The sequence below is a fragment of the Spiribacter sp. 1M189 genome (assembly GCF_040838345.1).
GTDB classification, from domain to species: domain Bacteria; phylum Pseudomonadota; class Gammaproteobacteria; order Nitrococcales; family Nitrococcaceae; genus Spiribacter; species Spiribacter insolitus.
Map to the genome: position 1 here is coordinate 1086814 of NZ_JBAKFF010000001.1, position 14582 is coordinate 1101395.

Annotated in this window: 15 protein-coding genes and 3 tRNA genes; 4 read left to right on the forward strand and 14 right to left on the reverse strand. The window is 64.6% G+C overall.

The features are described 5' to 3' along the window. Positions 1 to 95: 95 nt before the first annotated feature. Genes V6X30_RS05440 through V6X30_RS05460 form a run of 5 tightly spaced genes read right to left on the reverse strand, consistent with a single transcriptional unit; the run spans position 96 to position 3594 of the window. Complete coding sequence (locus tag V6X30_RS05440; RefSeq protein WP_367983623.1) at positions 96 to 422, reverse strand: HesB/IscA family protein; 327 nt, start codon at positions 420 to 422, stop codon at positions 96 to 98. Beyond that, positions 419 to 835, reverse strand: a complete 417-nt coding sequence (locus V6X30_RS05445) for an iron-sulfur cluster assembly scaffold protein (protein ID WP_367983624.1) — start codon at positions 833 to 835, stop codon at positions 419 to 421. Before V6X30_RS05445 ends, V6X30_RS05440 begins: the two co-directional genes overlap by 4 nt. Then, the gene (locus tag V6X30_RS05450; protein ID WP_367983625.1) at positions 798 to 2009 is read right to left on the reverse strand and encodes a cysteine desulfurase family protein; all 1212 of its coding nucleotides are present in this window, start codon (positions 2007 to 2009) and stop codon (positions 798 to 800) included. Before V6X30_RS05450 ends, V6X30_RS05445 begins: the two co-directional genes overlap by 38 nt. 9 nt (positions 2010 to 2018) lie before the next feature. Continuing rightward, complete coding sequence (cysE, locus tag V6X30_RS05455; RefSeq protein WP_367983626.1) at positions 2019 to 2816, reverse strand: serine O-acetyltransferase; 798 nt, start codon at positions 2814 to 2816, stop codon at positions 2019 to 2021. Between the two features lie 46 nt (positions 2817 to 2862). After that, positions 2863 to 3594: an RNA methyltransferase gene (locus V6X30_RS05460; protein WP_367983627.1), complete on the reverse strand. Its 732-nt coding sequence runs from the start codon at positions 3592 to 3594 to the stop codon at positions 2863 to 2865. Between the two features lie 94 nt (positions 3595 to 3688). Here V6X30_RS05460 and V6X30_RS05465 point away from each other — a divergent pair, with 94 nt between their 5' ends. After that, the gene (locus tag V6X30_RS05465) at positions 3689 to 4486 is read left to right on the forward strand and encodes an inositol monophosphatase family protein (protein ID WP_367983628.1); all 798 of its coding nucleotides are present in this window, start codon (positions 3689 to 3691) and stop codon (positions 4484 to 4486) included. 7 nt (positions 4487 to 4493) lie between these two features. Here V6X30_RS05465 and V6X30_RS05470 read toward each other — a convergent pair whose 3' ends face one another. The 6 genes from V6X30_RS05470 to queA form a co-directional block, all read right to left on the reverse strand. Continuing rightward, the gene (locus V6X30_RS05470; protein ID WP_367983629.1) at positions 4494 to 5306 is read right to left on the reverse strand and encodes a UDP-2,3-diacylglucosamine diphosphatase; all 813 of its coding nucleotides are present in this window, start codon (positions 5304 to 5306) and stop codon (positions 4494 to 4496) included. 73 nt (positions 5307 to 5379) lie between these two features. After that, complete coding sequence (secF, locus tag V6X30_RS05475; protein ID WP_367983630.1) at positions 5380 to 6315, reverse strand: protein translocase subunit SecF; 936 nt, start codon at positions 6313 to 6315, stop codon at positions 5380 to 5382. A 10-nt stretch (positions 6316 to 6325) separates the two neighbouring features. Then, positions 6326 to 8182 (reverse strand): protein translocase subunit SecD, encoded by a 1857-nt coding sequence (secD, locus tag V6X30_RS05480; protein ID WP_367984544.1) that lies wholly within the window; start codon positions 8180 to 8182, stop codon positions 6326 to 6328. A gap of 5 nt (positions 8183 to 8187) precedes the next feature. Continuing rightward, positions 8188 to 8568 carry a preprotein translocase subunit YajC gene (gene yajC / locus V6X30_RS05485; protein ID WP_367983631.1) on the reverse strand — a complete coding sequence of 127 codons (381 nt, stop codon included), beginning with the start codon at positions 8566 to 8568 and terminating at the stop codon, positions 8188 to 8190. A 29-nt stretch (positions 8569 to 8597) separates the two neighbouring features. After that, complete coding sequence (gene tgt, locus V6X30_RS05490; protein ID WP_367984545.1) at positions 8598 to 9701, reverse strand: tRNA guanosine(34) transglycosylase Tgt; 1104 nt, start codon at positions 9699 to 9701, stop codon at positions 8598 to 8600. A gap of 2 nt (positions 9702 to 9703) precedes the next feature. Further along, complete coding sequence (gene queA, locus V6X30_RS05495; protein ID WP_367983632.1) at positions 9704 to 10747, reverse strand: tRNA preQ1(34) S-adenosylmethionine ribosyltransferase-isomerase QueA; 1044 nt, start codon at positions 10745 to 10747, stop codon at positions 9704 to 9706. A gap of 28 nt (positions 10748 to 10775) precedes the next feature. Between queA and V6X30_RS05500 the strand changes: the two genes are divergently transcribed. Then, positions 10776 to 10862 (forward strand) — tRNA-Leu (locus V6X30_RS05500). 94 nt (positions 10863 to 10956) lie between these two features. Continuing rightward, positions 10957 to 11032: transfer RNA gene (locus V6X30_RS05505), tRNA-Ala, on the forward strand. An 8-nt stretch (positions 11033 to 11040) separates the two neighbouring features. Here the strand turns inward: V6X30_RS05505 and V6X30_RS05510 are convergent. After that, a complete protein-coding gene (locus V6X30_RS05510) occupies positions 11041 to 12309 on the reverse strand; it encodes an MFS transporter (RefSeq protein ID WP_367983633.1) in 1269 nt (422 codons plus the stop codon). 143 nt (positions 12310 to 12452) lie between these two features. Between V6X30_RS05510 and V6X30_RS05515 the strand changes: the two genes are divergently transcribed. Continuing rightward, positions 12453 to 12529 (forward strand) — tRNA-Arg (locus V6X30_RS05515). Positions 12530 to 12531: 2 nt separating this feature from the next. On the opposite strand, the gene V6X30_RS05520 is transcribed toward V6X30_RS05515, so the two are convergent. After that, positions 12532 to 13095, reverse strand: a complete 564-nt coding sequence (locus V6X30_RS05520; protein WP_367983634.1) for a hypothetical protein — start codon at positions 13093 to 13095, stop codon at positions 12532 to 12534. 5 nt (positions 13096 to 13100) lie between these two features. Continuing rightward, positions 13101 to 14555 (reverse strand): ribosome biogenesis GTPase Der, encoded by a 1455-nt coding sequence (der, locus tag V6X30_RS05525; protein WP_367983635.1) that lies wholly within the window; start codon positions 14553 to 14555, stop codon positions 13101 to 13103. Positions 14556 to 14582 lie beyond the last annotated feature (27 nt).

A 14582-nucleotide genomic window follows, 5' to 3' on the forward strand; every position in this document is an offset into this window, starting at 1 on the left:
TAACCGCCGGTCCGAAAATACAAAACCCACCCGCCTCGGCGCAGTGGGCCCGAAAAACCGCCCGCTAGTCTACCCAGCCACCGGTATACCGGCAATCACTGCACCGAGAAGCTCTCGCCGCAACCGCACTCGGCCGTCACGTTGGGGTTGCGGAAACTGAAGCGCTCGTTGAGGCCCTCTCTGACGAAGTCCACTTCCACGCCCTCCAGGAATGGCAGGCTCTTTCGATCAATCACCACCGAAACGCCATGCTGTTCCACCAGCGTATCGTCATCCGCAACGGCATCGGCGTAATCCACCGTGTACATGAACCCCGAGCAGCCCGAGGTGCGGACACCCAGCCGCAGTCCCATGCCACTGCCCTGGCGCGCCAATGCGTCGCGAATGTGATCGGCGGCCCTTTCTGTCAGCTGTATCGTCATATCTCGCTCCCACCTTCTCCGGCGGCCATTACGGTCAGCGCCGACCGCAATGCATCCTCAATGCAAAGTGCTGTACCCCGAGCCTCATCCGGTATGTCGACTCTCTCGGCGAGCCAAAGCCCCGTGACCTTCGCTGCGGCGTCAAATGAGCGACCCGCGAGCCAATCCGCCAGCCAGGCCGCAGCTTTCATCGCCTCCGGGCCCGCGAACACCTCAAATCGGGCTTCGCGGATACACTCCGGCCCCGCTGCCAGCCAGCAATCGACTCGACAGCCGTCGGCGACGCGTCCAGCCTCGCCATGAGTCCAGCCCTGCGGCTCTGCGGGAGCACCAAGGCTCCCCGCATTCCAAGGTTCCGCCGACATTTCCATCATTTCAAGCCATTCCCGGCGGGGTTGTGACACCGTAGACATCTTCGATGGACTTTCCCGCCTGAAGTTCGCGCCACACCGGTGATATCGCCCGCAGGCGCCGGACCCGGTCGGCCACTCGCCCCGCCACCGCGTCTATGTCGCGCTCGGTGGTAAAGCGCCCAAGACTGAAACGCACCGAAGCATGGGCCAGCGCATCCGGCCGTCCCATCGCCCGCAGGACATGGGACGGCCCGCCGCGACTACTGCAGGCCGACCCGAAACCCACCGACAGATCGGCCAGTGCGGCACGCAGGGCCTCACCCTGGACACCCGCAAACGAGGCGTTTAGCACATGCGCCGATCCGTCGCGGCGGCCATTGATGACGACATCGCCAAGCCCCTCCAGGTGCTGGCTCAGCCGTTGATGGAGGCCGCGCTGACGCGTCCGCTCGTCGTGGTCATCCCTTATTTGCAGGGCCTCCCCCATCCCCGCGATGAGTGGCACCGGCAGGGTCCCCGAACGGATCCCACCCTGCTGGCCACCACCATGGAGCAGTGGCTCCAGGCGCAGCTCCGGCCGATAGCAGAGCGCTCCGATGCCCTTCGGTCCATAGAATTTGTGGGCCGACAGGGAGATCAGATCGGCATGACGATAGGGCCTGTCGTCGGGCAGATGACCGACTGCCTGAGCGGCGTCCAGATGAAGGCGGGCACCCACGGCGCGAATCGCCGGGGCGAGGGTCTCAATATCCTGGATGACACCCGTCTCGTTGTTGACGGGCGCGATAGAGACCAGCGCAACGTTGTCGTCAAGGGCCTGCTCCAGCGTACTCACCTCAAGGAGGCCATCGCCGGATACTGGCAGCGTTTCCACCTGCATGCCAGCGGACATTGTCGCCCGGGCGGCTGCCAGTACCGCCGAGTGCTCGGTTGCCACCACCAGCACTCGCCGCCGGCGACTATCCCGTCGATCGAGCGCCCTTGCGAGGCCACCGATGGCGAGGTTGTCCGCCTCGGTGGCGCCACTGGTCCAGATCACGCGGAACCCCGGGTCGTTCAGCAGGCCAAGCACCTGGTGCGCGGCCTCATCCACCGCCGATGCCGCCGCATGGCCGGCGGGATGGTCGCTACCGGGATTGGCGAAAAAACCGTCCGGTCCTTCGAACCGGGCCATGAACCGGGAGACCCGGGGGTCAACGGGGGTCGTTGCCGCATAGTCCAGGTAGGGGGTCATGAGCGCCCTTCAGCGTTCCGAACCCGAGGCCTGGTCCCGTTCGCCCTCGTCCTGCATGCCACAATCCTCGATATCAGGAATTCGGCTGTCATTCACCTCCGCGCCCAAGGCGCGCAGCGCGCTGCACATCTCCTGCATCCTCGCGTCGGTGTGGTGAACGTGATCGAGAATCGCATTAATGGCATTGGCCACCGGATCCGGCATATCCCGTGTCGCGCCATACGCCTCGAAGCCGATGCGCCGGGCCGTCTCCGCGCGGCGCTGATCGGCTTCGGTACACGGCGCTTCCTCCCGTGCGATGCGGGCGACCCGCGCCGGGATGCCCACCATCGTGGCGTGCTCGGGGACGTCCTTGACCACGACGGCGTTGGAACCGATCCGCGCACCCTCTCCCACCTCGATCGGGCCAAGCACCTTGGCACCCGCCCCGACAACCACATCATCGTGCAGTGTCGGATGCCGCTTACCCCCCTCCCAGGAGGTCCCGCCAAGGGTCACGCCCTGGTAGAGCGTGCAGTCGTCGCCGACCTCCGCCGTCTCGCCGATCACGATCCCGAGACCGTGATCGATGAAAAAACGTCGTCCGATCCGCGCACCCGGATGAATCTCGATGCCGGTCAGCCAGCGGGCGATCAACGAGAAGAATCGTGCCAGCCAGCGCAGACCCCGCCGCCACAGCCAGTGGTTCATGCGATGCATGATGAGCGCATGAACACCGGGATAACTGGTCAGCACCTCGAAATGGTTTCGTGCCGCCGGGTCGCGGTCGAGAACGCAGCTGACATCTTCGCGCAGACGCTGGAACATGAAGGAAGTATACGCGCCCCACGCTTACGGCAGCCAGCGTACCGCCCTAGGGCAGCACGCGCTTGAGGATGCCCCGCAGCAGATCCACTTCGTCGGTCGTGGGCCGGGCCCGGTTGATGAGGTTACGCAGCCGCCGCAGCATGACCTCACGGGGCGCGCGCGAGGCATAACCGCTGTGATCCGCCAGGAGCTCGATCTGCCGGTGGAGCCCTTCCAGATGGGCACCCGTCGCCAGCGTTGCCGCCGCCTCGCGGGTGGGCGCAGGCTGCCCGTTATCGCCCTGCCGTTCCGCCAATGCGATGAAGATCTCGTAGGCCATGATCTGCACCGCAGCGGCGAGGTTCAACGCCGGGTAGTCCGGATTGGCGGGAATGTGGACCAGACGATGACAGCAGGCCAGTTCATCATTGGTCAGGCCCGTGCGCTCACGACCGAACAGCACGGCCACCGGGCCGGATTCCCCGGCGATCATTGCGGCCGCCTGACGCGGCGTCAGCGCTGGCACCCCGTCACGCCTCGGCCGGGCGGTCAGCCCCAGACAGAGCTGGGCATCGGCCACAGCATGGGTGAGCTCGGCCTGGTGCCGGGCGGCGGCGAGCATGTCCCGGGCGCCGGCTGACATGGCAAGGGCCTGCTCATCAACCGCACACTCCGGCGCCACCAGCACCAGCTCGTCCAGTCCCATCGTGAGCATGGCCCGCGCGGTCGCGCCCAGATTGCCGGAGTGTGAGGTTCCCACCAGAACGAAGCGACAGTCATTGCCTTGCAACTGGGCCAAAACACGAACTCCCCTAGGTTTGCTGTTATCATGGGCGGCTAACGTGAATTCTACGGCATACCACGCCAATCGCAGCCCGTTTCAGGATCAGCCAATGCACCCGATGGTCAACGTCGCCGTGCGCGCCGCCCGCAGCGCCGGAAATATCATTGTCCGCAACATCGACCGCCTCGATCGTATCCAGGTCGAGACGAAAGGCGAAAACGACTTCGTCAGTGAGGTCGACCGGATGGCCGAGGACGAGATTCACGCCATTCTCAGCCAGGCCTATCCCGACCATTCGATCATTGGCGAGGAGCGCGGCGGCGAGGAGACAGCCGATTACGTCTGGCTGGTCGATCCGCTCGATGGCACGCTGAATTACCTGCGCGGTTTCCCGCAGTTTGCCGTCTCCATTGCCCTCAAATACCGGGGCGCGCTCGAGGCCGGGGTCATCTACGATCCGATCCGCCAGGAGTTGTGGACGGCCCGGCGTGGTGGCGGCTGCACGTTCGAGGGCCGGCGCATGCGCATCCAGGCACGCCCGGGACTGGACAACGCCCTGCTCGGCACGGGCTTCCCGTTGAGGATGCGGGACTACCACGAGGCCTATCTGGGGATGTTCGGCGACGTGTTTCGCCGCGCCGGCGATATCCGTCGCGCCGGTTCGGCGGCCCTGGACCTGGCCTATGTCGCCTGCGGGCGTCTGGACGGTTTCTGGGAGATCGGTCTAAAGCCCTGGGACATGGCGGCCGGCGCACTGATGATCCGGGAAGCGGGCGGCATTGTGGGGGATTTCGCGGGCGGGGACCGCTACCTCGAGACCGGCAACATTGTCGCCGGCAGCCCGAAGCTCTTCGCTGATCTGGTGCGCACCATCGGCCCGCACCGAGTCGAGGGTATTCGCGCCTGATCGCCGCTCAGGCGGCGCGCCCGTCCGCCACCACCCCGGAGGTGGACTTCAGCGTCTCGCGCACATCGCTCCAGCGGAGCAGTTCCAGATGGCCGGCGCGGGATTCCACCAGCGCGGTGCAGCTCTCGACCCAGTCGCCGTCATTGCAGTAGAGGACGCCGCTCTGGTCGGTGATCTCGGCGTGGTGGATATGCCCGCAGACCAGCCCGTCGACACCCGCCTGCCGGGCCTCGTGGATGAGCGCCTCTTCGTAATTGGCGATGTACTGCATGACATTCTTGGTGCGGTGCTTGAGATGAGCGGCCAGCGACCAGTAGGGGCGGTTGAACAGCTGGCGGATGCGATTGACCCAATGATTGGCCCGAATGAGCCAGGCGTACATGCGACTCCCCAGCATCGCCGCCAGGCGGCTGCACTGCACCACGGTGTCGAATTCGTCGCCGTGCAGCACCAGGAGTCGACGCCCGTCCGCGCACTCATGGATGGCCCGCAGTTCGATGCTCACGCCTTCGATGGACATCCCGGCGTAGTCACGGAACATCTCGTCATGGTTGCCCGGGATATAGATGACCCGGGTGCCATTGCGTGCCCGTTTGAGGATGTTCTGAACCACCGCGTTATGGCTGTCGGGCCAGCGCAACCCCCGCCTCCGCATCTCCCAGATATCAATGATATCGCCTACCAGATAGAGCGTGTCGCATTCCACCGATTCGAGGAAATCGAGAAGGAAATCCGCCCTCGCGCCACTGAACCCGAGGTGCGTGTCGGAGATGAAAATACTGCGGTAGCGAAGCGGTTTGAGCAGCTCGACGTCCGTCATGGCGGTATCCCCGTGGCCATGTTTGTCCGAATCATACGAGCTGTTTATGAAATCCGCGTGACCACCACTGGAATCAGGGCTGCTCATTCTCGGCGTCCTCACCTTCCTTCGGCGGCGGAACCAGATCTTCCTTGCTGACGCCGAGGGCCAGCGCCGCCGAGCTCGCCACATAGATCGACGAGTAGGTGCCCACCAGCACACCGATGATCAGCGCGATCGCGAACCCGCGGATGAGCTCGCCACCGAGCAGCGCGAGTGCGATGAGGACAAGCAGCGTGGTCAGGCTGGTGACCAGCGTGCGCGGCAGCATCTGGTTGATCGATCGGTTGGCGATCTCCGCGGCCGTCCCCTTGCGGACCCGCACGAAGTTCTCGCGGATCCGGTCGAACACCACGATCGTGTCGTTCAGCGAGTAGCCGATCACCGCCAGCAGCGCGGCCAGCACGGTGAGATCAAAGGTCATGCCGATCCCGGCGAAAATCCCGACGGTGACCACCACGTCATGCACCACAGCGGCCACCGCACCAATGGCGAAGCGGTATTCAAAGCGAAAGGCCACGTAGATCAGAATGCCGCCCAGAGCGTAGAGCAGCGCAAGCCCGCCCTTCTCGGCAAGCTCCTCACCCACCTGCGGCCCGACAAATTCCACCCGGCGCAATTCCGCCGCCGGGTCGGCTTCCCGCAGCGTATCCAGCACCGCATTGCTCAGCGAATCGCCTTCTCCGACATCCGGCGCCAGCCGGATCAGGATGTCGCGCGAAGTGCCGAAGGTCTGCACCACGGCGTCCTCGTAGCCGCCCTCGGCCAGTGTTGAGCGAACCTCCGCCAGATCCACGGTCTGCGGATAACCCACTTCGACGAGCGTGCCGCCGGTAAAGTCCAGGCCGAGGTTAAGCCCCCTGAAGAGCAGAAAGGCGATGGCCGCGGCGACGAGCACCGCGGTGAACACCGCGGCACGCCCGCGATGGGCCATGAATTCGATATTCGGCTCGCGTTTGAAGAAATCCACGAGCGCCTCCTCAGATGGCCAGACGGACGCCGCGACGGCCGCCATAGATCAGGTTGACGACAGCACGGGTGCCCAGAATGGCCGTGAACATGGAGCTCACGATGCCGATCGACAGCGTTACGGCGAACCCCTTCACCGGGCCGGTTCCGAAAGCAAACAGCACCAGGGCCGCGATCAGTGTCGTGACGTTGGCATCGGCGATGGTCGAGAAGGCCTTGCCATAGCCGGCCTCGATGGCCTGCTGGGTGCTGCTGCCGGCGCGCAGTTCTTCACGGATACGTTCATAGATCAGCACGTTGGCGTCGACCGCCATCCCCACCGTCAGGACGATGCCGGCAATACCCGGCAGTGTGAGCGTGGCCTGGAGCATCGAGAGCACCGCCACAATCAGCACCAGGTTGGCCAGCAGCGCGAGGTTCGCCACCAGTCCGAAGACCTTGTAGTAGACCGCCATGAACACGACCACCAACAGGAACCCCACGATCACCGCCGCCAGGCCCTGGTTGATGTTCTCCTGACCAAGGCTCGGCCCGATGGTCCGCTCCTCGACGATCTGCATGGGCGCCGCCAGCGAACCCGCCCTCAGCAGCAAGGCGAGATTGCGGGCCTCGCGGGAACTGTCGAGACCGGTGATGCGAAAGCGGCTGCCCAGCTGCTCCTGGATGCGGGCGACGTTGATGACCTCCTCGACCTCGACCTGCTCACGCACAACCTCGCCGTCGACCCGCCGCGCCTGTACCTCGGTCTCCTTGAAGACCACTGCCATATGATCGCCGACGCGGCCGCCGGTAATCCGGTTCATGACATTGCCGCCACTTCCGCTCAGGCGGATATTCACCTCCGGCTGACCGGTCTGCGTATCGATTCCCGAGGATGCATCGGTGATGGCGTCACCGGTGATAATGACTTCTCGCTCGAGCAGGACGTATCCGCCACCGCGCTCCGGGAACCGTTCAGTACCCGGCGGTACCGGATCATCGCCATCGCCGAAGTAGGGGAAATTGCCGGCGTCGACCATTCGGAACTCGAGCGTTGCCGTCGCACCGATGATGTCCTTCGCACGGGCTGTGTCCTGCACACCAGGGAGTTGGACGACGATCCGGTTGAGGCCCTGACGCTGGATCACCGGCTCCGCGACGCCGAGTTCATTCACCCGATTGCGCAGCGTGGTCATGTTCTGTTCGACAGCGAAGTTCCGGACCTCACGCAGTTCCTGTTCACTGAGTGCGGCCTCGAGGGTCGGCGTTCCATCCAACGCTTCCGCGTTAAAGTCGAGCTCCAGATAATCCGGACCCAGCGCCTCCCGCGCTGCATCACGGCGGGCCGCATCGGCAAACTGCATCACCACCCCGGTTTCGGCCAAGGTGATATCGCCATAGCGGATATCCGCCTCGCGCAGCTGACGCCGGAACTCGTCGCGATAGCGCGCAAGCGTCTGCTCGACAACCGCCTCGATATCCACTTCCATGAGAAAGTGCACCCCGCCGCGCAGATCCAGACCCAGATACATCGGCTGGCCACCGATGTTACGCAGCCAGCCCGGTGTGGCCGGTGCGAGATTCAGGGCGACGGTGTAATCACGGCCCAGCGCGACGGCGAGCTCGTCGGCCGCCCGCACCTGCGCATCATTGCTGGCGAGGCGCACCAGGAGGTGATCCTCCGAGACTTCCGTGCCCTGTATGGCGACGCCATCGTCGGACAAGAGACGGCGGATCCGCTCACGTGCCTGCTCCGAGGGCGCGCTGCCCTCGGCGGTACTGATCTGCAACGCGGGGTCCTGCCCGAACAGATTGGGCAGCGCGTAGAGACAGCCGCCGGCGATCACTAACACCAGCAGCAGGTACTTCCAGAGCGGATACCGATTCATCATGCCTACTTCGACTTGCCGCCCTTACCGGACTCGTCCTTGGCTGTCGCTTCGGCCTTCTCGAGACTGCCCTTCATCGCCCCCTTGGGCAGAACCTGGGCCACCGCGCTCTTCTGCATCCGGACCTCGATCCCGTCGGCGAGCTCGAGGCTGGCGTAGGTATCACCGACATCCGTCACGCGCCCGACAAACCCGCCGGTGGTGAGAATCTCATCACCTTTGGAGAGATTCGCGACGAGCTTCTTATGCTCCTTCGCCCGCTTCTGCTGCGGGCGGATCAGCAGGAAGTAGAAGATGACGATCAGCGCGATGGGAAAGATCAGGCCGGTGATTCCGGCCGCCGGCTCGCCCGACTGGGCAAGTGCATCACTGATGAAGAAGTCCATGGCAATCTCCCTCGATTAAAAAGTCGGCATTATGTCACACCGGAACGCATGGCATGGAACTCCCGAGTGAATTCCTCGAGCGCCTGCGCTTCGATCGCGTCGCGAATACGGCTCATCAGTCGCTGGAAATAGCGCAGGTTATGAAGGGTGTTCAGTCTGGCGCCCAGCATCTCCCCGCAACGGTCGAGATGGCGCAGGTAGCTGCGACTGTAATGGCGGCAGGTATAGCAGTCGCAGGCGGCCTCAACCGGGCGGGTATCATGGGCGAAGCGCGCGTTGCGCAGGCGCAGCGTCCCCGTATCGGTGAACAGAAAGCCGTTACGGGCGTTGCGCGTGGGCAGCACACAATCGAACATGTCGATGCCCCGCGCCACGCATTCGACAAGATCCTCGGGCTTGCCAACGCCCATCAGATATCGCGGCCGGTCCGCCGGCAGTCGCGGGCCGAGTGCATCGAGTACGCGGATGCGCTCCTCCGGTGGTTCTCCCACTGAGAGACCCCCCACGGCGTATCCCTCGAAACCGATATCGGTGAGCCCCGCGAGCGATGCAGCGCGCAGATCCTCGAACATCCCGCCCTGGATGATGCCGAACTGGGCCGAGGGATTACCGGCATGGGCCGCACGGCTGCGCTCGGCCCAGCGCAGCGAGAGCTCCATCGAGCGCTTCGCCTCGGACCACTCCACCGGCCAGGCGGTGCACTCGTCGAATATCATCACGATGTCGCTGCCCAGCGCCCGTTGAACGGCCATTGACCGCTCCGGATCCAGGAACACCCGCGAGCCATCCACTGGCGAGCGGAATTCGACGCCGGCCTCGCTGACCTTGCGCCCTTCGGCAAGACTGAATACCTGAAAACCACCGGAGTCGGTGAGGATCGGACCACCCCAGTGCATGAAGTCGTGCAGGTCACCGTGCTCGGCGATGATCTGGGTACCCGGCCGCAGCATGAGGTGGAACGTGTTCCCGAGCAGAATCTGCGCGCCGGATTCAGCCGCCTCTTCCGGAGTGACGCCCTTGACGGTGCCGTAGGTCCCCACGGGCATGAAGGCCGGCGTGTCAACGACCCCGCGGTCGAAATGCAGCCGCCCGCGCCGGGCCAGTCCGTCACTGGCCAGTTTCTCGAACCGCAGACTCATGGCCTCGCCCCGCCCGCGCCCGGCAGGATCAGCATGGCATCGCCGTAGCTGAAGAACCGGTATTTCGCCTCAACCGCATGACGGTAGGCGTTGAGGATTGCCTCGCGGCCTGCCAGCGCGCTGACCAGCATCACCAGGGTCGACCCCGGCAGATGGAAGTTGGTTATCAGTCCGTCGATCACGCGGAACTCGAAGCCCGGGTAGATGAAAATCTCAGTCTCGCCTTCGAAGGGTGCCAGCTCTCCTGGTGCGGCCGCCGCCTCCAGGGCACGCACCACGGTGGTTCCCACGGCCACCACGCGGCCACCGCAGGCGCGGGTGCGCTGGATCGCCTCACAGACGGACGCCGGCACCGAGAGCCACTCGGCATGCATATCGTGGCCCGCTATTGTCTCGCTGCGGATCGGCTGGAATGTCCCCGCGCCCACATGCAGCGTCAGGGAAGCGGTTTCCACGCCATCCGCCTGCAGCGCACCGAGCAGTGCCTCGTCAAAATGCAGGCCGGCAGTAGGCGCCGCCACGGCGCCGGGTTTGTCGGCGAAAACCGTCTGATAACGCTCGCGGTCCTCGTCGGTGTCCTGACGCTTGATATAGGGCGGCAGTGGCATATGGCCATACTGCTCGAGGAGCTGCGGCAGGGGCGGATCGGCAGGAAAGCGCAGGCGGAAGAAATCACCCGCCCGCTCCACCACTTCAACGCTCACGCCCCCTTCGAGCCGAATCTGCGTGCCGGGTTTCGGTGTCTTGCTGGCCCGAATCTGGGCCAGCGCCTCCGCTCCGCCGGTCAGACGCTCCAGCAGGATTTCCACTGCCCCGCCACTTGCCTTACGACCATGGAGGCGCGCGGGGAGCACACGCGTGTCATTGATCACCAGCAGATCGCCATCGCGCAGGTAATCCCGAATCGCCGGGAACTGACGATCGGTGATGCGGCCGGTGCGTGGATCCAACACCAGCAGCCTGCTGTCGGTCCGGTTGGGAAGCGGCTCGGAGGCGATCAACGCCTCCGGAAGGTCATAATTGAAATCGCTGACTTTCATGCAGGCCTGTTATAATCGATCCCCGGACGCCGGGGTGGCGGAACTGGTAGACGCGCCGGACTCAAAATCCGGTTCTCGCAAGAGAGTGCGGGTTCGATTCCCGCCCCCGGCACCATCGATTTTACCCAAACGCCCATCATAGCAACGCGCCGCGGTGATGTGGCACTCCCGCGACGGGTAGTGATAGACTTCGCGACGAAAAGTGAGACGGGGCCGTAGCTCAGTTGGGAGAGCGCTAGAATCGCACTCTAGAGGTCAGGGGTTCGACTCCCCTCGGCTCCACCACCTCCCCCTCAGGTCGATCCGACCGCATCCGCTCCTTCCTGGCCCGCACCGCGGCCCGGCTGGAAAGTGACAAGCGATACCGCGCTGATCACCGCCAGAGCCAGCAGGTAGTACGCCGGCGCGGCAATGTCCCCCGTGGCGTTGATCAACCATGTGCAGACCATGGGTGCGGTTCCACCGAAAAGGCCCATAGCCAGGTTGTAGGCGATGCCCACACCGGTATTACGGATGTCGCGGGGGAAGGTATGTGCGAGCATCGCCGGCATCGGGCCCTGCACCCAGCTGATGGCAAGCGCGAAGATCAGTCCGCTGATCAGGGCACCCAGAAAGCTCCCGGTATCGATCCAGAGAAACAGCGGGTAAACCCCGATGCCGGTGATCCCGATACCCCAGAGCATCATGCGGCGGAAGCCGAATCGATCCCCCATCAGACCACCAACCGGCAGGAGCAGGACCAGCACCAGCATGGAGAGGGTGTTCAGATCGATTGCATGGTCGATCGGATTCGGAATGACCTTCGACTGGTAGGTCGGCATCCAGACGAACAGGGTATAGAAGCCTCCGCAGAAAAGCAGCATGCAGGCCATGAGGTGCAGAACATCAATCGGGTGGCGTGTCAGCACCTGACGGAGGGGCGTTTCCTGTTTGCTCCCGACATTGATCGGCTCATCCGCCAGCGCGCGGCGCAACCATCGTCCGAAAACGAAGATCACCACGCTCAGCAGGAACGGGATGCGCCAGCCGTAATCCGCCATCGCCTCGGAGCTGATGAGCGCCTCGGTGGTCGCCACCACGGCGGAGCCGAGCAGTATGCCGCCGACCGCGCCGAACAGCGCCCAGCTGCCGTGGAGCCCCCGCCGGTGACGCGGCGCCCCTTCCACCAGGAAGGTAATCGAGGTGACCAGCTCGCCGCCCACCGAGACGCCCTGAATCAGGCGCAGGAGGATCAGCAGCGCGGCGGCCATCACACCAATGCTCTCGTAGGTGGGCAGCAACCCGACCAGAACCGTCGGCCCGGCCATCATGATGATTGACCAGCGCAGCGCTCGGGGTCGGCCCAGCCGATCGGCGATGTAGCCAAAGATGACGCCGCCCAGCGGCCGCATCAGATAACCCGCCGCAAACACCCCGTAGGTCTGGATGAGCGCCACCACCGGATCGGAATCCGGAAAGAACAGCGGCCCCATGAACGGCGCCAGGAAGCCGAAAACGGCAAAGTCATACCACTCGAGGACACTGCCAACGGCGCCGGCCATCTGGGTGCGGACTCTGGACATCTCAACACTTTCCATTGATGAATTTCAGGAAGAAATATCATAGCCACATCCACCCCGCGCCGGTAGCTGCACCGGTGATTGTTCCTGGTGGTATTCAGTGCCACCATTGCATTGGTGACCAGCCCTCTGGCGATGGGATTAGCGCCCCGATAGCTCAGCTGGATAGAGCGATCGCCTCCTAAGCGATAGGTCGCAGGTTCGAATCCTGCTCGGGGCACCAGCTCATTCGCCTTGCCGGTTCATCCATGTGATGGGCGGCTCAAGGGCCCAGCCGGCCTGCTCGGCATGCGTACGCATCAGATGGAGCAGCTCATGGGCATGGGCCCGGGTCAAGGAGAGCCCGGCCACCGGCAGCGGATCGAGCCGCCGGTCGGGCACACTGGGCAGCGGCTGGCCCATCAGGGCCACCACCAGGCGGTCGCCCTGCGGCTCAACCGTCACCTCGGTAATCAAATGATGGGCCCAGTTCGATGGTGCCTCGACGCCCACGCTTCCGTCCCCGGCGCGGGCATCCTTTTCCTGCGCGCGTTCTGCGGCGACCTGCGAGCGGGCGCCGATATGCTCCAGCGCCATCACGGCATCATGCGCCTCATCGCCATCCGCTGCCGGGTGACTCTTCTTGAGCATGGTATTCATGTGCCGCATGAGCCCCGTCAGCCCCCGCCGCGTCAGCCACGCCACCCGCCCGTCACCTGAGGCCATGGTCAGCCTGATCGCCAGGCGGTCTTCGAGTGCGGAGTAGACGAAACGGACCTGATGGACGCCCGGGACGGTGACTTCGCCCATGCGTCTCAACCTCTGCCCTTTCGGCGCCGGATCATTCGATCGCGTTTGCGCTGCTGGCGTGGCGTGAGCTTGTTGCGCCGCCCGGCGAACGGGTTTTCGCCCGTGCGCAGCTCAAGGCGGATCGGTGTGCCCTGCAGACTGAAGGCCCGGCGGAAGCGATTGACCAGGTAGCGCCGATAGGCGCCGGGCAGCTCGCCGGTCTGGTTGCCGTGGACGACGATGGTGGGCGGATTCTGTCCGCCCTGATGGGCGTAGCGCAGCTTGATGCGCCGGCCTCGCACAATGGGCGGCTGATGCGCCTCCACGGCCTCCTCCAGCACACGGTTGAGCGCCGATGTCGGCAGTTCGCGGCGGGCTGCCCGATAGACATGCACCACTTCCTCAAGCAGACGGCCGACGCCGGTACCATGTAGCGCCGAGATGAACCGCGGCCGGGCAAAGTCCAGGAAACCGAGCTTGACGTCGAGCTCACGCCGGATGCGCTCTCGGGTATCCGGCACCAGTCCGTCCCACTTGTTCACCGCCAGTACCAGCCCGCGGCCGGACTCGATGACATGGCCGATCAGATGGGCATCCTGCTCGGAGATCTCCTGTCGGGCGTCCAGCACCATGATGACCACCTGGGCCGCCTCGATGGCCTGCAGCGTCTTGACGACGCTGAACTTCTCGATGCTCTCCCGCACCCGGCTGCGCCGTCGGACACCGGCGGTATCGACAAGCGTAAAGGCCTGACCCTCGCGCTCGAACGGGACCCGGATGGCATCCCGGGTCGTACCCGGCATGTCATAGACGAGCACCCGTTCCTCGCCGATCAGGCGGTTCACCAGCGTCGATTTGCCCACGTTGGGCCGGCCAATGATGGCGACCTCGATGGATCGGGGCGTCGATTCATCGGACACCGCCTCATCCGCCATCCCGGAGCTGTCATCGGCATCGGGTATCGTCTGTTCGGGATCCACGGGCTCGCCGGTCAGATCCTCGAGAACGGCCGTCATGAGCCGGGTCACGCCCCGCCCGTGGACGGCAGCGATCGGCCATGGTGCATCCAGACCAAGGCTGTGGAAGTCCGCTGCCGCGAGATCGGGATCAACACCGTCGATCTTATTCATCACCAGCCAGACCCTTTTGCCCCGCTGGCGTAGCTCCGAGGTCAGGGCCTCGTCACCGGGCGTTACGCCGACCCGCGCATCCACCAGGAACAGGATGGCGTCCGCCTCGTCCAGCGCCCGGATCGCCTGGCGCTGCATATGGTGATAAGTGACGTCGTCAGGCTCCCCCAGCCCGCCGGTATCCACAACCACGTAGGCAGCCGGGCCGACCCGGCCGATGCCGTACTGACGATCCCGTGTCAGACCGGGAAAGTCGGCCACCAGCGCATCGCGCGTTCGGGTCAGACGGTTGAACAGGGTGGATTTACCGACATTGGGCCGGCCCACCAGAGCGATGACGGGTTGTTCCATGCACGAATGATAGCAGCCGTCGCCACG